Annotated in this window: 18 protein-coding genes; 11 read left to right on the top strand and 7 right to left on the bottom strand. The window is 52.0% G+C overall.

Annotated elements, in window-relative coordinates; all coding sequences use genetic code 11:
* The first annotated feature begins 15 nt into the window (after positions 1 to 15).
* The 8 genes from cvpA (at position 16) to hisP (ending at position 7,185) form a co-directional block, all read left to right on the top strand.
* Positions 16 to 504, top strand: a complete 489-nt coding sequence (cvpA, locus tag OGY18_RS10620) for a colicin V production protein (RefSeq protein WP_003028129.1) — start codon at positions 16 to 18, stop codon at positions 502 to 504.
* A 33-nt stretch (positions 505 to 537) separates the two neighbouring features.
* The gene (gene purF, locus OGY18_RS10615) at positions 538 to 2,055 is read left to right on the top strand and encodes an amidophosphoribosyltransferase (RefSeq protein WP_003028127.1); all 1,518 of its coding nucleotides are present in this window, start codon (positions 538 to 540) and stop codon (positions 2,053 to 2,055) included.
* Between the two features lie 96 nt (positions 2,056 to 2,151).
* Complete coding sequence (locus tag OGY18_RS10610) at positions 2,152 to 2,721, top strand: UbiX family flavin prenyltransferase (RefSeq protein ID WP_003028125.1); 570 nt, start codon at positions 2,152 to 2,154, stop codon at positions 2,719 to 2,721.
* A gap of 287 nt (positions 2,722 to 3,008) precedes the next feature.
* On the top strand, positions 3,009 to 3,791 hold the full coding sequence (gene argT / locus OGY18_RS10605) for a lysine/arginine/ornithine ABC transporter substrate-binding protein ArgT (protein ID WP_003834788.1): 783 nt from the start codon (positions 3,009 to 3,011) through the stop codon (positions 3,789 to 3,791).
* A 247-nt stretch (positions 3,792 to 4,038) separates the two neighbouring features.
* Positions 4,039 to 4,821, top strand: a complete 783-nt coding sequence (gene hisJ, locus OGY18_RS10600; RefSeq protein WP_003028120.1) for a histidine ABC transporter substrate-binding protein HisJ — start codon at positions 4,039 to 4,041, stop codon at positions 4,819 to 4,821.
* 186 nt (positions 4,822 to 5,007) lie between these two features.
* Entirely contained in the window at positions 5,008 to 5,694 is a 687-nt protein-coding gene (locus OGY18_RS10595) for a histidine ABC transporter permease HisQ (RefSeq protein ID WP_126317640.1), read from the top strand.
* The gene (gene hisM, locus OGY18_RS10590) at positions 5,691 to 6,398 is read left to right on the top strand and encodes a histidine ABC transporter permease HisM (protein WP_003028116.1); all 708 of its coding nucleotides are present in this window, start codon (positions 5,691 to 5,693) and stop codon (positions 6,396 to 6,398) included. Before OGY18_RS10595 ends, hisM begins: the two co-directional genes overlap by 4 nt.
* A 13-nt stretch (positions 6,399 to 6,411) precedes the next feature.
* Entirely contained in the window at positions 6,412 to 7,185 is a 774-nt protein-coding gene (gene hisP, locus OGY18_RS10585) for a histidine ABC transporter ATP-binding protein HisP (protein ID WP_003028114.1), read from the top strand.
* 33 nt (positions 7,186 to 7,218) lie between these two features.
* Here the strand turns inward: hisP and OGY18_RS10580 are convergent, their stop codons facing one another.
* The 4 genes from OGY18_RS10580 to yfcG all read right to left on the bottom strand — a co-directional run bounded on the left by OGY18_RS10580 (position 7,219) and on the right by yfcG (position 9,772).
* Positions 7,219 to 7,734, bottom strand: coding sequence for a GNAT family N-acetyltransferase (locus tag OGY18_RS10580; RefSeq protein ID WP_074170577.1), 516 nt, complete (start codon positions 7,732 to 7,734; stop codon positions 7,219 to 7,221).
* 71 nt (positions 7,735 to 7,805) lie between these two features.
* On the bottom strand, positions 7,806 to 8,699 hold the full coding sequence (locus OGY18_RS10575) for a TIGR01777 family oxidoreductase (RefSeq protein WP_149281783.1): 894 nt from the start codon (positions 8,697 to 8,699) through the stop codon (positions 7,806 to 7,808).
* A 20-nt stretch (positions 8,700 to 8,719) separates the two neighbouring features.
* A complete protein-coding gene (gene folX / locus OGY18_RS10570) occupies positions 8,720 to 9,082 on the bottom strand; it encodes a dihydroneopterin triphosphate 2'-epimerase (RefSeq protein ID WP_003028107.1) in 363 nt (120 codons plus the stop codon).
* A gap of 54 nt (positions 9,083 to 9,136) precedes the next feature.
* The gene (gene yfcG, locus OGY18_RS10565) at positions 9,137 to 9,772 is read right to left on the bottom strand and encodes a GSH-dependent disulfide bond oxidoreductase (protein ID WP_126319775.1); all 636 of its coding nucleotides are present in this window, start codon (positions 9,770 to 9,772) and stop codon (positions 9,137 to 9,139) included.
* Positions 9,773 to 9,906: 134 nt separating this feature from the next.
* On the opposite strand from yfcG, the gene yfcF reads away from it, so the two are divergent.
* Genes yfcF through yfcD form a run of 3 tightly spaced genes read left to right on the top strand, consistent with a single transcriptional unit; the run spans position 9,907 to position 11,769 of the window.
* Positions 9,907 to 10,551, top strand: a complete 645-nt coding sequence (yfcF, locus tag OGY18_RS10560) for a glutathione transferase (protein WP_286552941.1) — start codon at positions 9,907 to 9,909, stop codon at positions 10,549 to 10,551.
* A 55-nt stretch (positions 10,552 to 10,606) separates the two neighbouring features.
* Positions 10,607 to 11,158: a phosphodiesterase gene (yfcE, locus tag OGY18_RS10555; protein ID WP_003834777.1), complete on the top strand. Its 552-nt coding sequence runs from the start codon at positions 10,607 to 10,609 to the stop codon at positions 11,156 to 11,158.
* 56 nt (positions 11,159 to 11,214) lie between these two features.
* Positions 11,215 to 11,769, top strand: coding sequence for an NUDIX hydrolase YfcD (yfcD, locus tag OGY18_RS10550; RefSeq protein ID WP_003834775.1), 555 nt, complete (start codon positions 11,215 to 11,217; stop codon positions 11,767 to 11,769).
* Positions 11,770 to 11,825: 56 nt separating this feature from the next.
* Here yfcD and yfcC read toward each other — a convergent pair whose 3' ends face one another.
* The 3 genes from yfcC to ackA form a co-directional block, all read right to left on the bottom strand.
* A complete protein-coding gene (gene yfcC / locus OGY18_RS10545) occupies positions 11,826 to 13,346 on the bottom strand; it encodes a putative basic amino acid antiporter YfcC (protein ID WP_003834773.1) in 1,521 nt (506 codons plus the stop codon).
* Positions 13,347 to 13,545: 199 nt separating this feature from the next.
* A complete protein-coding gene (pta, locus tag OGY18_RS10540; RefSeq protein WP_008785351.1) occupies positions 13,546 to 15,690 on the bottom strand; it encodes a phosphate acetyltransferase in 2,145 nt (714 codons plus the stop codon).
* A 75-nt stretch (positions 15,691 to 15,765) separates the two neighbouring features.
* Complete coding sequence (gene ackA, locus OGY18_RS10535) at positions 15,766 to 16,968, bottom strand: acetate kinase (RefSeq protein WP_286552938.1); 1,203 nt, start codon at positions 16,966 to 16,968, stop codon at positions 15,766 to 15,768.
* Between the last annotated feature and the right edge of the window lie 292 nt (positions 16,969 to 17,260).

Below are 17,260 nucleotides of genomic sequence, written 5' to 3'. Positions count from 1 at the left end.
AATCGTGGGACACATATGGTCTGGATTGATTACGCCATTATCGCGGTGATTGGTTTTTCCTGTCTGGTTAGCCTGATCCGTGGCTTTGTTCGTGAAGCATTATCGTTGGTGACTTGGGGTTGTGCTTTCTTTGTCGCCAGCCATTACTACACTTACCTGTCTGTCTGGTTTACGGGCTTTGAAGACGAACTGGTTCGAAATGGGATTGCTATCGCGATACTGTTCATCGCGACACTTATCGTCGGCGCTATCGTTAACTTTGTGATAGGCCAACTGGTAGAGAAAACAGGACTGTCGGGTACCGACAGAGTGTTGGGGATTTGCTTCGGTGCTTTGCGTGGAGCGTTGATCGTCGCCGCCATACTGTTCTTTCTCGATACCTTTACCGGTCTGTCGAAAAGTGAAGACTGGGGTAAGTCACAGCTGATCCCGCAGTTCAGTTTCATCATCAGATGGTTCTTTGACTATCTGCAAAGCTCGTCAAGTTTCTTGCCCAAAGTATAAACTTTGGGTCGTTGCTGAACGAGGAAAAGACGTATGTGCGGTATTGTCGGTATCGCCGGTGTTATGCCGGTAAACCAGTCGATTTATGACGCGTTAACGGTGCTCCAGCATCGTGGTCAGGATGCTGCGGGCATCATCACCATTGATGCCAACAACTGCTTCCGCTTGCGTAAAGCAAACGGAATGGTGAGCGATATTTTTGAAGCGCGCCATATGCAGCGTTTGCAGGGCAATATGGGCATCGGTCATGTGCGTTACCCAACGGCTGGCAGCTCCAGCGCCTCCGAAGCTCAACCTTTTTACGTCAACTCACCGTATGGCATTACGCTTGCCCACAATGGCAACCTGACCAACGCGCATGAGTTGCGTAAAAAGCTGTTTGAAGAAAAGCGCCGCCACATCAATACCACTTCAGATTCTGAAATTCTGCTGAATATTTTCGCCAGCGAGCTGGATAACTTCCGCCATTACCCGCTGGAAGCCGACAATATTTTTGCTGCCATTGCGGCAACCAACCGCCAGATTCGCGGCGCCTATGCCTGCGTGGCGATGATTATCGGTCACGGCATGGTTGCCTTCCGCGACCCTAACGGTATCCGTCCGCTGGTGATGGGCAAACGCGATATTGGCGATGGCCGTACCGAGTACATGGTGGCGTCTGAGAGCGTAGCGCTGGATACGCTGGGCTTTGAATTCCTGCGCGACGTAGCACCTGGCGAAGCGGTGTACATCACCGAAAAAGGCCAGCTGTTTACTCGTCAGTGTGCTGATAACCCGGTGAGCAATCCGTGTCTGTTTGAATACGTTTACTTCGCTCGCCCTGACTCCTTTATCGACAAGATTTCCGTCTACAGCGCCCGTGTGAATATGGGGACTAAGCTTGGCGAAAAAATTGCCCGTGAGTGGGAAGATCTGGACATCGATGTAGTAATCCCAATCCCGGAAACCTCCTGTGATATCGCGCTGGAAATTGCCCGTATTCTCGGTAAGCCGTACCGCCAGGGGTTTGTGAAAAACCGCTATGTGGGCCGTACCTTTATCATGCCGGGCCAGCAGTTGCGTCGTAAATCTGTGCGCCGTAAGCTGAACGCTAACCGTGCGGAATTCCGTGATAAAAACGTGCTGCTGGTGGATGACTCCATCGTGCGCGGCACCACTTCAGAACAGATTATCGAGATGGCGCGTGAAGCTGGCGCGAAGAAGGTGTATCTGGCCTCTGCCGCCCCGGAAATTCGCTTCCCGAACGTTTATGGCATCGATATGCCTACGGCGACGGAGCTGATTGCGCATGGTCGCGAAGTGGACGAGATTCGCCAGATAATCGGCGCAGATGGTCTGATCTTCCAGGATCTGAACGATCTTATTGAAGCTGTCCGTGCTGAGAACCCGGATATTCAGCAGTTTGAATGTTCAGTGTTTAACGGCGTGTACGTTACTAAAGACGTCGACCAGCAATATCTCGATTTCCTCGACTCCCTGCGTAATGACGATGCCAAAGCGGTGTTGCGTCAGAACGAAGCGGAAAACCTTGAGATGCACAACGAAGGTTAATGTTTGCTCGCAAGCAAGGACGCAACCTGCGCCCTTGCTTGCAACTCACCGTAATTTCCTGCAAAGTCGGCCCTGAGCAAGTAAGGGCGATTACACATGAAACGACTCATCATTGGTATTTCTGGTGCAAGCGGGGCAATTTACGGCGTGCGCCTGTTGCAGGTATTGCGTGACGTCACTGATGTGGAAACCCACCTGGTGATGAGTGCCGCTGCCCGGCAGACGCTGGCGCTGGAAACGGACCTCTCTGTGCGTGATGTGCAGGCGCTGGCTAATGTGAATCACGATACCCGTGATATCGCCGCCAGTATCTCCTCCGGCTCTTTTCAGACCGCCGGAATGGTTATCCTGCCTTGTTCAATCAAAACGCTTTCTGGCATCGTCCACAGTTACACCGATGGGTTGCTTACCCGTGCGGCAGATGTAGTGTTGAAAGAACGTCGTCCGTTGGTGCTGTGTGTACGCGAAACGCCGCTGCATTTGGGGCATTTGCGATTGATGACGCAGGCGGCAGAAATTGGGGCGGTAATTATGCCACCTGTCCCGGCGTTTTATCATCGTCCGCAAACGCTCGATGATGTGATTAATCAAACGGTTAATCGCGTGCTTGACCAGTTTGATATTACCCTTCCGCAGGATCTGTTCACCCGCTGGCAAGGGGCGTAAGCCGTTCCATCAGCGTGCAAAGAATCATCGGTTGCCCTGTTTCAGGGCAATTTTGTAACCGCGATCATATCCTCAACATTTAATTCGTTAAAACTCAACGAAACGCTGCGGTTCAACCGCCAGACCTGCTATCTTCAAAATCAGGACATTATTGCAACGTTTTATTAACATATTTAACGTCGAATATCCTCATCGACGCGAAAATGGCATAAGACCTGCATGAAAAAGTCTGCAAACACACAACACAACGTAAAACATAATAAAATTACGCTACTTGAGGGTTATGTATGAAGAAGACGGTTCTTGCTTTGTCTTTGCTGGTAGGACTCTCCGCCACCGCGGCCAGCTACGCAGCACTTCCGCAGACGGTTCGTATTGGTACAGATACAACGTACGCTCCTTTTTCCTCTAAAGATGCCAAAGGCGACTTTGTCGGTTTTGATATCGATCTGGGAAATGAGATGTGTAAGCGCATGCAGATCAAATGCACCTGGGTTGCCAGCGACTTTGATGCGCTGATCCCATCGCTGAAAGCGAAAAAAATTGATGCCATCATCTCCTCGCTTTCTATCACCGAAAAGCGTCAGCAAGAGATTGCGTTCTCAGACAAACTTTACGCTGCAGACTCACGTCTGATCGCCGCGAAAGGTTCCCCAATTCAGCCGACTCTGGATTCCCTCAAGGGTAAACACGTTGGCGTCCTGCAAGGCTCTACTCAGGAAGCCTATGCCAATGACAACTGGCGCAGCAAAGGCGTGGACGTGGTGGCCTATGCGAACCAGGACCTCATCTATTCTGACCTGACGGCAGGCCGTCTGGACGCGGCATTACAAGATGAAGTCGCGGCCAGCGAAGGCTTCCTGAAGCAGCCTGCTGGTAAGGATTACGCTTTTGCCGGCCCGTCGGTGAAAGATAAAAAATACTTTGGTGATGGAACCGGGATTGGCTTGCGCAAAGATGATACAGAGCTGAAAGCCGCTTTCGACAAAGCGCTGGGCGAACTGCGTAAAGACGGCACCTACGACAAAATGGCGAGCAAATATTTTAATTTTAATGTCTACGGCGATTAATACAGCGGCGTGGGGAATTGACTGCACCATTGCGGGTAACCATTTCGGTGCATAATAAATTCAGTGCACTGTTTTGGTGCTTTTATCGCTGCCTTAATAGGCATGAGTGCATACTTAAGCGCTTTTCATGCAAATAAATACCGCCGACAGGGTAGAATGCTTTGCCTTGTCGGCCTGATTAATGGCACGATAACTGCACCTGGTCCTGTAAAGATCCCCTATAAAAGACAGTCTGTTGAGGATAGTTATGAAAAAACTGGTGTTGTCTCTTTCTCTAGTTCTGGCTTTCTCCAGTGCTACCGCAGCATTTGCAGCCATTCCGCAAAAAATTCGTATCGGTACCGATCCTACTTATGCGCCGTTCGAATCGAAGAATGCGCAGGGTGAATTAGTCGGTTTTGATATCGATCTGGCTAAAGAGCTGTGCAAACGTATCAATACGCAATGTACCTTCGTGGAAAACCCTCTGGACGCGCTGATCCCTTCGCTAAAAGCGAAGAAAATTGATGCCATCATGTCCTCGCTTTCCATTACTGAAAAACGTCAGCAGGAAATCGCATTTACCGACAAGCTTTATGCAGCCGATTCGCGTCTGGTTGTCGCTAAAGATTCTGCTATTCAGCCGACCATTGAGTCGCTGAAAGGTAAACGTGTTGGTGTGCTGCAGGGCACTACCCAGGAAACGTTCGGCAACGAACACTGGGCGCCAAAAGGTATTGAGATTGTCTCTTATCAGGGGCAGGACAATATCTATTCTGACCTGACTGCCGGGCGTATTGACGCCGCGTTCCAGGATGAAGTCGCGGCTAGCGAAGGCTTCCTGAAACAGCCAGTCGGTAAAGATTACAAATTCGGCGGCCCGTCTGTGAAAGACGAGAAGTTGTTCGGCGTGGGTACCGGTATGGGACTGCGCAAAGACGATAACGAGCTGCGCGAAGCGCTGAACAAAGCCTTTGCCGAAATGCGAGCTGACGGTACTTACGAGAAGCTGGCGAAAAAGTACTTCGATTTTGATGTTTACGGCGGTTAATTACCGCAGGTGCTGATAAAGCCCGTAGATTTTTGACGCGTTGAATTTATGCCCGATGGCACCGCGCTTATCAGGCCTACGGTGATTTTGTAGGCCGGATAAGGCAAAACCGCCATCCGGCATTTAACGGTTAGTCTGAAATCAAAAGAGGCTTACTACTCCACCACACACGACAGGACAGGCAGCATGTTGTATGGCTTTTCAGGTGTTATTTTACAGGGCGCAATTGTTACGCTGGAGCTGGCACTCAGCTCGGTGGTACTGGCGGTTCTGATAGGTCTTGTCGGCGCAGCAGCAAAGCTGTCGCAAAGCCGGGCAATGGGGCTTATTTTCGAAGGGTACACAACGCTAATCCGCGGCGTGCCCGATCTGGTCTTAATGCTGCTGATCTTCTACGGATTACAAATCGCGCTGAATACCGTTACCGATGCCATCGGTATCGGCCAGATTGATATCGATCCGATGGTCGCGGGTATCATTACGCTCGGGTTTATCTACGGTGCCTATTTTACCGAAACATTCCGCGGTGCATTTATGGCTGTACCAAAAGGCCATATTGAAGCCGCGACGGCGTTTGGCTTTACCAGCTCACAAATATTTCGTCGCATTATGTTCCCGGCGATGATGCGATATGCCTTACCGGGAATCGGTAATAACTGGCAGGTTATTCTTAAGGCTACGGCGCTGGTATCGTTGCTTGGACTTGAAGACGTGGTGAAAGCGACTCAGCTTGCCGGGAAGAGTACCTGGGAGCCGTTCTATTTTGCCGTCGTGTGCGGGGTCATCTATCTGGTGTTTACCACTGTTTCTAATGGTGTGCTGCTGTACCTTGAGCGCCGCTATTCCGTGGGTGTGAAGAGGGCTGACCTGTGATTGAGATTATTCAGGAATACTGGAAGTCCCTGCTGTGGACCGACGGATATCGCTACACTGGCGTCGCTATCACCCTGTGGCTTTTGATTTCGTCAGTAGTGATGGGCGGAATACTGGCACTCTTTTTGGCGATTGGTCGCGTTTCCAGTAACAAATTTATCCAGTTTCCCATCTGGCTATTCACCTATATTTTTCGTGGGACGCCGCTGTACGTTCAGCTACTGGTGTTTTATTCCGGGATGTATACGCTGGAGATAGTTAAAGGCACGGACTTCCTCAACGCGTTTTTCCGCAGCGGGCTGAATTGCACCGTGCTGGCGCTGACGCTGAATACCTGCGCCTATACCACGGAGATTTTCGCCGGGGCTATCCGTTCCGTGCCTCACGGTGAGATTGAGGCTGCGCGCGCATACGGTTTCTCGTCATTCAAACTGTATCGATGCATTATTTTACCTTCCGCGCTGCGTATTGCGCTGCCGGCATACAGCAATGAAGTTATTTTAATGCTGCACTCAACGGCGCTGGCATTTACTGCAACGGTGCCTGATTTGTTGAAAATCGCTCGCGATATCAACTCGGCAACGTATCAGCCGTTTACCGCATTCGGTATTGCCGCTGTACTGTATTTGATTATTTCGTATGTCCTGATCAGTCTGTTCCGTAAAGCGGAAAAACGCTGGTTGCAGCATGTATCCTCTAAATGATTCGAGTAACACGATGTCTGAAAATAAATTAAACGTTATCGATTTACATAAGCACTACGGCGAACATGAAGTGCTAAAAGGGGTATCGCTGCAGGCCAACGCGGGTGATGTTATCAGCATTATTGGCTCGTCAGGTTCCGGTAAAAGTACCTTCCTGCGCTGCATTAACTTTCTCGAGAAACCGAGTGCCGGGTCGATTGTCGTCAGTGGTCAGAACATTGGTCTGGTGCGCGACAAAGACGGCCAGTTGAAGGTTGCGGACAAAAATCAGCTACGCCTGCTGCGTACGCGTCTGACGATGGTTTTTCAGCACTTTAATCTGTGGAGCCACATGACGGTGCTGGAAAACGTCATGGAAGCGCCGATTCAGGTGTTGGGGCTGAGCAAGCAGGAAGCTCGCGACCGTGCGGTGAAGTATCTGGCTAAAGTGGGCATTGATGAGCGCGCACAGGGCAAATATCCGGTGCACCTGTCCGGTGGTCAGCAGCAGCGTGTTTCCATTGCCCGTGCGCTGGCGATGGAACCGGAAGTGTTATTGTTTGATGAACCTACGTCGGCGCTTGATCCTGAGTTGGTGGGTGAAGTGCTGCGCATTATGCAACAGCTGGCTGAAGAGGGGAAAACCATGGTGGTAGTGACCCACGAAATGGGGTTTGCCCGTCATGTTTCCACGCACGTGATATTCCTGCATCAGGGGAAAATTGAGGAAGAGGGTGACCCGGAACAGGTATTCGGTAATCCGCAAAGCCCGCGTTTGCAGCAGTTCCTCAAAGGTTCGTTGAAGTAAATCACCTGCCCGGAGGCGATACGCTTTCCGGGCTTACAATTTTAGCGCGTCGCACTCCAGCCGAAACACCCAGTCGTCGTAGGCGATGTCGTCAATCTCATACGCCTTTTCCAGTACCTGCGTACGTACAAAGCCTGTCTTTTCCAGAATACGGATTGAACCTTTATTATCCGCCAGCGCGTATGCGTTTATCGCCGTTACACCTGCATGCTCGAAGGCATACTGGCACACCGCGCGGACGGCTTCGCTGGCAATACCTTTCCCCTGAGCCTGTGGCATGATGGCGTAGCCGAGGTCGGCTTCATGCGGGTAAAGATGGCTGATTTGCAGACCAATATCGCCGAGTGGCGTTGGGCTGTTATGCTCGCGGATGACGAAAGTGTGCTGTGCGGCCAGACGTCTGGCGAATAACAGCCGGGTATCTTTCGCCGGGGCGATGTTGCCCATATAGCGCATGACTTCAGGACATTCACGGAGTTTCTGGAAAAATGACCAGTCAGAAAATTGAAACAAAGAGAGGGTAAGTCGGGGAGTCGATATTATCGCCATAACGTCGCCATTGCGGAAATCTGGTCTATAACCTTACCACCACAACGGCGACTGTGAATAGCGCTTAGGGGTTATCGGATGACATCCGCCAGCGCTTCCTCTAAATCGTACCAGCGAAACGTAAAACCGGAAGCTTCCAGGCGTTTGGGCAATGCGCGTTGTCCACCAAGGACCAGTACTGACGATTCCCCCATCAGCAGTCGCATAGCGGTGGCGGGAACGCGCAGAATGGCAGGGCGGTTCAGAGCGTGACCCAGCGCGTGGGCAAACTGCTCATTGTGCACCGGGTATGGCGAAACCATATTGAAGGGACCGCGTAGATCGTTATTCAACAGCCAGATAATTCCGTTGACCATATCATCAACATGGATCCAGGCCATATACTGGCGTCCGTTACCGATCGGGCCGCCTAAGCCAAGACGAAACGGCGGGACCATTTTTGCCAGAATGCCGCCTGCTGAGGCCAGTACCACGCCGGTACGCAGCATACACACGCGGGTTTTGTCGCTTTGCGCAGTGCTGGCAATTTGCTCCCAGCGGGCACATAGCTTATGGGTAAATTCGTTATGCGGTGGCTCTTCTTCCGTAACCACAACTTCGCCTAAATCGCCGTAGTAACCGGTAGCGGAACCGGAGATTAACACCGCGGGCGGCGTCTCGCTGGCATTGATTAAATCGACCAGTTTCTGCGTAATGCCCCAACGGCTCTGGCACAGGCGTTCCTTTTGCTGTGCGCTCCAGCGCTTATCTGCAATAGGTTCTCCGGCAAGGTTAATCACGGCATCAATGTCATTGAGATGTTGCCGCTCTTCCAGTCCTTTCCATAACGCGACCCGAGAGTCGAGAATCTGACGCGCTTTATCAGGGGTACGTGTCACTACAATTATCTGATGCCCCAGTTCCAGCAGGCAGGGGATCAGATGACGTCCAATCAGGCCAGTACCGCCGGTAATCAGAATCTGCATGTCGCCTCCCGGGTTACGTTTTAGCGCTGCCAGCTCAGCGTCATTGATACTGAGTCGGCGTAACGCAATGCGTGAAGTTTATCTATCTCTACTTCAGCATAAGTGACCCAGTGATGTTCGCGTGCGATATCGAGCACATCTTGAGTTAATTTTTCTAACAATGAGAAGCGGTTACCCTCCACGTGGGCAATGATGCTCTTGGTGATAGTGCGATAATTCAGCGCGTCGTTGATATCTTCGCTGGTACGGGCTTTGTCTGCCGGATAGTGAATGGCAATGTTGATGACGATATCCTGGCGATTAAGGATCTCCTCTTCTTTGATGCCGATAAAGGTGCGCAGACGAAGGTTTTTTATACGAATAATAGCGTCAGGTTGTGACATTGCAGGTTTCCTCCATGTATGAACCTCTGCATGATACACGAGAACCGAATTGCGTCACCGCTTCTCACTCTGTGCTTGCTGCATGGCGCGTTCCGTGGCGGGACGCGTACGGATGCGTTCGTGCCAGTTATTGACTGCCGGATAGTTGTCGAGATCGATGCGCTGACGCTGATGGGCGTGGATCCACGGCCAGCAGGCAATGTCAGCAATGCTGTAGTGATCGCCTCCCAGCCAGGGTGACGTTTCCAGACGTTTATTCATCACGTTGTACAGGCGCTGGGTTTCAACCTGGTATCTTTCAATAGCGTAAGGGATCGTTTGCGGAGCGTAATGACTGAAATGATAATTCTGCCCCAGCATAGGACCCAGACCGCTGACCTGCCAGAACAACCACTGGAGCGTGGTGTGGCGTTCGCGTAATTCACCGCTGAGCAGCTTACCGCTCTTCTCCGCCAGATAGAGTAAAATTTCTCCGGACTCAAACAGGCTGATGGGCCTTCCGCCGTCCACCGGGGCATGATCGATAATGGCCGGGATTTTATTGTTCGGCGAGATCTGCAGAAAATCGGGGCGAAACTGGCTACCTTTGCTGATATCGACATGAATCAGACGGTATTGCAGCTGTGCCTCTTCAAGAAACAGCGTGATTTTGTGACCGTTTGGCGATGGCGTGTAATAGAGATCGATCATTTTCAGCATCCGTTTTGTCATGAACCGGGTCATAACAAGTATAGAGCCTGTTGGCGTGCGTGAGTTTTCATCAAGTGACAGCGAGAGAAAGACTCTATATTTTGAAGGCAAGCCAATACACTTCAGAGGACATTATGAGCAAACCTGCAATTACGCTGTGGTCAGATGCCAATTTTTTCTCCCCTTACGTGCTGTCTGTTTATGTCGCTCTGCAAGAGAAAGGGCTGCCTTTTATGCTGAAAACTGTTGACCTCAGCAGTGGCGAACATTTGCAACCGTCATGGCAGGGTTACGCCTTAACGCGCCGCGTACCGGTTCTGGAGATCGATGGTTTTGAACTGAGCGAATCATCAGCGATTACGGAATTCCTGGAAGAGAGCTTTGCACCGCCACAGTGGGAGCGTATCTATCCGCACGATGTGCAAAAACGCGCGCGGGCGCGCCAGGTTCAGGCGTGGATCCGCAGCGATTTAATGCCTATCCGTGAAGAACGCTCAACGGATGTGGTTTTTGCTGGCGTAAAGAAAGCTCCGTTGAGTGAAGCGGGAAAAGCCAGTGCGGAAAAACTGTTCGCTACTGCGAGCAGTTTACTGAGCCACGGTAAACAGAATTTATTTGGCGAATGGTGTATCGCTGACTGTGATTTAGCGCTAATGCTTAATCGCCTGGTCCTGAATGGCGATGAGGTTCCAGAAGCGCTTGCGGAATACGCCACCTTCCAGTGGCAGCGCGCCTCAGTACAGCGTTTTATCGCGCTTTCAGCGAAGCGTTCCTGCTGAAAAACGGGCCGTAATCCAGTATCATTACAAGGTACTTTTCAGCGAGGAGTGAGTGATGAAACTGATGTTCGCATCGGACATTCATGGTTCGTTGCCAGCCACGGAACGCGTGCTCGAACGGTTTGCTGCAAGCGGCGCGCAATGGCTGGTGATATTGGGTGATGTTTTAAACCACGGGCCGCGTAATGCGCTTCCAGAAGGCTATGCACCTGCGCAGGTTGCAGAACGGCTGAATGAACTGGCATCGCGAATTATTGCGGTGCGTGGTAATTGCGACAGCGAAGTGGATCAGATGCTCCTGCATTTTCCGATGACTGCGCCGTGGCAGCAAATTCTGACAGAAAACCAGCGACTCTTTTTGACGCACGGACACCTTTTTGGCCCGCAAAATATGCCGGCGCTCAATGCGGGCGATGTTCTGGTTTATGGGCATACTCATCTGCCGGTTGCTGAGCGGCGCGAGGATATCTATCATTTCAATCCCGGTTCGGTAAGCATCCCGAAAGGGGGCTTTGCGGCAAGTTACGGGATTCTGGATGATAATGTTCTCAGCGTAATGGCACTCAATGATCAAAGTGTTATTGCACAGGTCGAGATTAATCCGTAATTTACCCCACAAACATAAACGCGCCGTAAGAGCGCCAGAAAAAAGAAGGTTTCCTGATGGTGGAACAGCGTCGTTTGGCAAGTACTGAATGGGTGGATATTGTGAATGAAGACAACGAAGTCATTGCACAGTCCAGCCGGGAACAAATGCGGGCGCAACGCTTACGCCATCGTGCAACGTATATCGTTGTGCATGATGGTATGGGCAAAATTCTGGTTCAACGTCGCACTGAGACAAAAGATTTTTTGCCCGGCATGCTGGATGCCACCGCAGGCGGTGTGGTTCAGGCTGACGAGCAGATGCTGGAATCAGCGCGTCGTGAAGCAGAAGAGGAACTGGGGATTGCGGGCGTGCCGTTTGCCGAGCATGGTCAGTTTTACTTTGAAGACCAGAACTGTCGCGTATGGGGTGGGTTGTTTAGCTGCGTTTCCCACGGACCGTTTGCGCTTCAGGAAGATGAGGTCAGTGAAGTTTGCTGGTTGACGCCGGAAGAAATTACCGCGCGCTGCGACGAATTTACACCGGACTCCCTGAAAGCCCTGGCGCTGTGGATGACCCGCAACGCCAAGAATGAAGGGGCGAAAGCCGAAAAGCAGGAAGAAGCTGAGTAAACTCTGTTCATCCGGCCTACTGCGTCGAGAAATCGAGTAGGCCGGACGCACACTTTTTAATGGTAACCCATCATCTGCGCGCCAATCACCACCACGCTGGACATAATAAACAGCAGTCCCAACAGCGTAGCACCTACCTTCAGCCAGTTACGAAAATCCACCCGACAAACGCCTAACGTAGCCATCAGAGATGCTGACGTCGGATAGATAATATGACTGAATCCGTCGCCAAACTGGAAGGCCAGGACCGTGACCTGACGGTTTACGCCAACCAGATCGCCCAGCGGTGCCAGTAGCGGCATGGTTAACGCAGCCTGACCAGAGCCGGAAGTGACGAAGAAATTAAATACTGCCTGGAACAATAGCATAAACCACGCCGCGATGGCGTTATCCAGCCCGCTGATGCCATTGGCAATGCTGTGCAGCAGAGTGTTTAACACGCTGGCTTCACCCGCCTCTCCATTACCGACCAGCAGTAAAATGCCTTTGGCAAAACCAACCAGCAGGGCTGGGGCAATCATCATTCGTGCACCCTCAGTGAATGAGGAGGCCATGATGTTGACCGTCATGCCGTTGAGCCGGAACACGACGCCGATAATGCCAATCACCAGACCCATCGTGAAGAACTGACTGGCGATCTCAGGAATAAACCACGCGTTGACGATAACGCCCCAGACAACCCAAATCATCACCGCGGTCAGCACCAGTAGCACTAACCAGTCGCCCAGCGTGAAGCGTCGTTCCACGACCTCGTCCTGCTGCTCGCGAAAGAAGCGGTCGGATTCATGTACCCGGGACAAAAGCGGATTCTTTTTGATACGCGCCGCATAGGCCAGCGTGAAGGTCAGCCCGATTAGTGTAGCGATCACCCAGACCGCGATGCGTAGCCCGGAACCAGAGAGCACCGGTACTCCCGCAATACCTTGTGCGACCACCACGCAAAATGGGTTCATCCATGAGCTGGCGAAACCAATCTGAGTCGCGATATAGGTAACCAGAACGGTGGTGATACTGTCGTAACCTAGCCGTACCATCAAAGGAGCGATGATAATGGCAAAGGCAACAGCCTCTTCCCCCATGCCAAACACCGCGCCGCCTAAGGAGAAGAGAATAAACAGCACTGGGATAAACAGGACCTCGTTGCCCCGCGTATGGCGAATGAGCGCCAGGATACCGTTATCAATGGTGCCGGTACGCATAACGATGCCGAATGCACCGCCAATGACCAGCATAAACATAATGATGCCGACAGCAGTGCCGAATTTCGAGCCGGAGGTTAATCCTTCAAACGGGAAATTCATCAGGCCTGGGCGTTCATCTCCGGTGGTGAATAACTGCACCCGGTGATACTGCTCTTCACCTGCGTCGTTGGTCAGAATACGAAAGGAATGGGGGTCAACCACCTTACGGGTTTTGGTTTGTCCATCAACCTGATACTGAACTTCCTGGCTATCGAACATCCCGACGGGAACAACCCATGTTGCCAGACTGGTTAAAATGGCGACGAAAAAAATAATCACCAGCGTGTCGGGCATCGCCCATTTTTTAGCTGGCTGTGATTCTGTTACTGCTGACATGAAAGACTATCCCTGTTGCAACGCAAAAGAGAGTAAGTATGCGAACAGAAGAATGGTTATTCATTGATGCAGCGCATTCAGGCAAATATTTCAGATTATGCCAAAGGGGAAACAGACATAAAAAAACCGGAAATATCAGCTATTTCCGGTTTGATAAGCAGATGTGTTGCCGGATAAGAGATCCGGCACACTCGGCAGATTACTGCTGCTGCTGGGAAGACTGGATCGCGGTCAGTGCGATGGTGTAGACGATATCGTCTACCAGCGCGCCACGAGACAGGTCGTTCACCGGCTTGCGCATACCCTGCAGCATCGGCCCGATGGAGATCAGGTCGGCAGAACGCTGTACCGCTTTGTAGGTGGTGTTACCGGTGTTCAGATCCGGGAAGATGAACACGGTAGCGCGACCTGCAACCGGAGAGTTCGGCGCTTTGGATTTCGCTACGTCAGCCATAACGGCGGCGTCGTACTGCAGCGGACCGTCGATCATCAGGTCAGGACGTTTTTCCTGCGCCAGACGGGTTGCTTCGCGAACTTTCTCTACGTCGCTACCTGCACCAGAAGTACCGGTGGAGTAGGAGAGCATCGCTACGCGCGGTTCGATACCAAAGGCAATTGCGGAATCAGCGGACTGAATCGCGATTTCTGCCAGCTGCTCTGCAGTCGGATCCGGGTTGATCGCGCAGTCGCCGTAAACGTAAACCTGATCCGGCAGCAGCATGAAGAACACGGAAGACACCAGGGAGCTACCCGGTGCAGTTTTGATCAGCTGCAGCGGCGGACGGATGGTGTTCGCGGTGGTGTGTACTGCACCAGAAACCAGACCGTCAACATCGTCCTGTTCCAGCATCAGGGTACCGAGAACCACGTTGTCTTCCAGCTGTTCGCGGGCAACGGTTTCGGTCATACCTTTGTTTTTACGCAGTTCGACCAGGCGAGCAACGTAGCTTTCGCGAACCACATCTGGATCAACGATTTCTACGCCAGCGCCCAGTTCAACGCCCTGAGAGGCTGCAACGCGGGTGATCTCATCCGGGTTACCCAACAGTACGCAGGTTGCGATACCACGTTCAGCACAGATGGCTGCTGCTTTAACGGTACGCGGTTCGTCGCCTTCCGGCAGAACAACGCGTTTGCCCGCTTTGCGCGCCAGCTCGGTCAACTGGTAACGGAACGCTGGCGGAGACAGACGACGGCTGCGCTCAGAGGTCGCAGTCAGGGATTCAATCCAGTCAGCGTTGATGTAGTTAGCAACGTATTCCTGGACTTTCTCAATGCGCTCGTGATCGTCAACCGGAACTTCCAGGTTGAAGCTCTGCAGGCTCAGAGAGGTCTGCCAGGTGTTGGTGTTTACCATGAATACCGGCAGGCCGGTTTCAAATGCACGTTCGCACAGTTTAGTGATGCGCGCGTCCATTTCGTAGCCGCCAGTCAGCAGCAGGGCACCGATTTCCACGCCGTTCATGGCCGCCAGGCATGCTGCAACCAGCACGTCAGGGCGATCTGCGGAAGTTACCAGCAGGGAGCCTGCGCGGAAGTGTTCCAGCATGTGCGGAATGCTGCGTGCGCAGAACGTCACAGACTTCACGCGGCGGGTGTTGATATCGCCTTCGTTAACGATGGTGGCGTTCAGGTGACGCGCCATATCGATTGCACGAGTAGCGATCAGATCGAAGCTCCATGGCACCGCGCCCAGAACCGGCAGCGGGCTGGATTCTTGCAGTTTAGCCGGATCAACTTTGATCACTTTCGCTTTGGAAGAGTCGTCGAAAATCTCGGACAGATCCGGGCGAGTACGGCCCTGCTCATCAACCGGTGCGTTCAGTTTGTTAACGATTACGCCGGTGATGTTGGTGTTTTTCGCGCCGCCGAAGCTGCTGCGAGTCAGTTCAATACGCTCGTTCAGCTGTTCCGGGGTGTCGGTACCCTGAGACATAACGAAGACGATTTCCGCGTTCAGCGTTTTCGCGATTTCGTAGTTCAGGGACTGCGCGAACTGATGTTTACGGGTTGGGACCAGGCCTTCAACCAGTACAACTTCAGCGTCTTTGGTGTTCGCGTGGTAGTTCGCGATGATCTCTTCCATCAGCACATCTTTCTGATTGCTGGACAGCAGAGATTCAACGTGGCTCATCTTCAGCGGCTCAGCGGCTGGCAGAGAAGAGTTAGCGCGGACGATGCTGGTAGTCTGGTCTGGCGCATCGCCACCGGCACGCGGTTGAGCAATCGGCTTAAAGACGCTCAGACGAACGCCTTTGCGTTCCATTGCGCGGATCACGCCAAGGCTGACGCTGGTCAGGCCGACGCTGGTTCCGGTAGGGATCAGCATAATAATACGGGACACGGTTTATCCTCTTTCGTTACCGCCAATTTAGACGGGTTACAAAACAGCACCGCCAGCTAGGCTGGCGGTGTGAAATCAGGCAGTCAGGCGGCTCGCGTCTTGCGCGATAACCAGTTCTTCGTTGGTTGGGATAACCAGCGCAGGACGGGTACCTTCTTTGTTGATGAAACCAGATTTGCCGAAACGTGCGGCCAGGTTACGTTCGTGGTCAACTTCAAAGCCCAGAACGCCCAGTTTGCCCAGAGACAGTTCACGAACCATCGCTGCGTTTTCACCGATACCACCGGTGAAGACAACTGCATCCAGACGACCATCCATCAGCGCAGTGTAAGAACCGATGTATTTCGCCAGACGGTGGCAGTAAACGTCCATTGCACGTTTAGCGTCTTCTTTAGTAGCGTAGTTATCTTCAACATAACGGCAGTCGCTGGTGACTTCGGTCAGACCCAGCAGGCCGGACTCTTTGGTCAGCATTTTGTTGATTTGGTCAACGCTCATGCCCAGGGTATCGTGCAGGTGGAAGATGATCGCCGGGTCGATGTCACCGGAACGTGTACCCATCACCAGACCTTCCAGTGGGGTCAGACCCATGGAGGTATCAACACATTTACCGTTACGGATAGCAGATACAGAACCGCCGTTGCCCAGGTGGCAAGTGATGATGTTCAGCTCTTCAACCGGTTTGTTCAGTACTTTTGCCGCTTCCTGTGTGACGAAGAAGTGGCTGGTACCGTGTGCGCCGTAACGACGAACGCCGTGTTCTTTGTAGAGGTTGTACGGCAGAGCATAGAGGTAAGACTCTTCCGGCATAGTCTGATGGAACGCGGTGTCGAATACAGCCACGTTTTTGTCTTTCAGATTAGGGAAGGATTTCAGCGCTTCTGCGATACCGATCAGGTGAGCCGGGTTATGCAGCGGTGCGAAAGAGGCAGAATCTTTGATGCCCTGAATAACGGAATCATCGATAACCACAGAGCTGGTGTACTTCTCACCGCCGTGTACGATACGGTGACCAATAGCGGTCAATTGCGCAGACAATTCTGGTTTTTGTGCCAGAATAGTGTTAACGATAAAGTTCAGCGCTTCACTGTGAGCGGCGCCTGCACCTAAAGCCGCTTCTTGTTTACCGCCGTCCATTTTCCACTTGATTCGTGCTTCTGGGAGATGGAAACATTCGGCTAAACCAGAGAGGTATTCTTCACCGTTTACTGCATCGATGATGGCAAATTTCAGTGAGGAGCTACCGCAGTTCAGAACCAGTACTAACTTACTCGACATGGAAGTACCTATTTATGATACGTGGCTAAAAAAACGTCAGGGAGTCATAGAGCGTAGCGCATGATGACACCGACGTTTATGATTAACATCATGCGCCATAGTCTTTTTGGGCACGATGGAATAAATACCTTTGAGTCTATGTCATTTTGCGTATTTTTCAGGCAATGGCATAATGTATGCCAATTTGACGACTCAATGATTTTGGACTACAGGCCTTACAGGCCGGCACAGGATACCTGAATGTGGGTATCAAAGACAAAATGTTTTGAACGATGTCCCTTGTAGTTGTTGT

This window comes from Citrobacter sp. Cpo142 (assembly GCF_030332425.1).
GTDB lineage: Bacteria > Pseudomonadota > Gammaproteobacteria > Enterobacterales > Enterobacteriaceae > Citrobacter > Citrobacter portucalensis.
The sequence above is the reverse complement of the archived record's forward strand: the minus strand, read 5'-3'. Positions and strand labels throughout refer to the sequence as shown.

Coding starts and splice junctions, on each gene's coding strand:
- cvpA (WP_003028129.1), top strand. CDS start 16: ATGGTCTGGATTGATTACGCCATTATCGCGGTGATTGGTTTTTCCTGT.
- purF (WP_003028127.1), top strand. CDS start 538: ATGTGCGGTATTGTCGGTATCGCCGGTGTTATGCCGGTAAACCAGTCG.
- OGY18_RS10610 (WP_003028125.1), top strand. CDS start 2,152: ATGAAACGACTCATCATTGGTATTTCTGGTGCAAGCGGGGCAATTTAC.
- argT (WP_003834788.1), top strand. CDS start 3,009: ATGAAGAAGACGGTTCTTGCTTTGTCTTTGCTGGTAGGACTCTCCGCC.
- hisJ (WP_003028120.1), top strand. CDS start 4,039: ATGAAAAAACTGGTGTTGTCTCTTTCTCTAGTTCTGGCTTTCTCCAGT.
- OGY18_RS10595 (WP_126317640.1), top strand. CDS start 5,008: ATGTTGTATGGCTTTTCAGGTGTTATTTTACAGGGCGCAATTGTTACG.
- hisP (WP_003028114.1), top strand. CDS start 6,412: ATGTCTGAAAATAAATTAAACGTTATCGATTTACATAAGCACTACGGC.
- OGY18_RS10580 (WP_074170577.1), bottom strand. CDS start 7,734: ATGGCGATAATATCGACTCCCCGACTTACCCTCTCTTTGTTTCAATTT.
- OGY18_RS10575 (WP_149281783.1), bottom strand. CDS start 8,699: ATGCAGATTCTGATTACCGGCGGTACTGGCCTGATTGGACGTCATCTG.
- folX (WP_003028107.1), bottom strand. CDS start 9,082: ATGTCACAACCTGACGCTATTATTCGTATAAAAAACCTTCGTCTGCGC.
- yfcG (WP_126319775.1), bottom strand. CDS start 9,772: ATGATCGATCTCTATTACACGCCATCGCCAAACGGTCACAAAATCACG.
- yfcF (WP_286552941.1), top strand. CDS start 9,907: ATGAGCAAACCTGCAATTACGCTGTGGTCAGATGCCAATTTTTTCTCC.
- yfcE (WP_003834777.1), top strand. CDS start 10,607: ATGAAACTGATGTTCGCATCGGACATTCATGGTTCGTTGCCAGCCACG.
- yfcD (WP_003834775.1), top strand. CDS start 11,215: ATGGTGGAACAGCGTCGTTTGGCAAGTACTGAATGGGTGGATATTGTG.
- yfcC (WP_003834773.1), bottom strand. CDS start 13,346: ATGTCAGCAGTAACAGAATCACAGCCAGCTAAAAAATGGGCGATGCCC.
- ackA (WP_286552938.1), bottom strand. CDS start 16,968: ATGTCGAGTAAGTTAGTACTGGTTCTGAACTGCGGTAGCTCCTCACTG.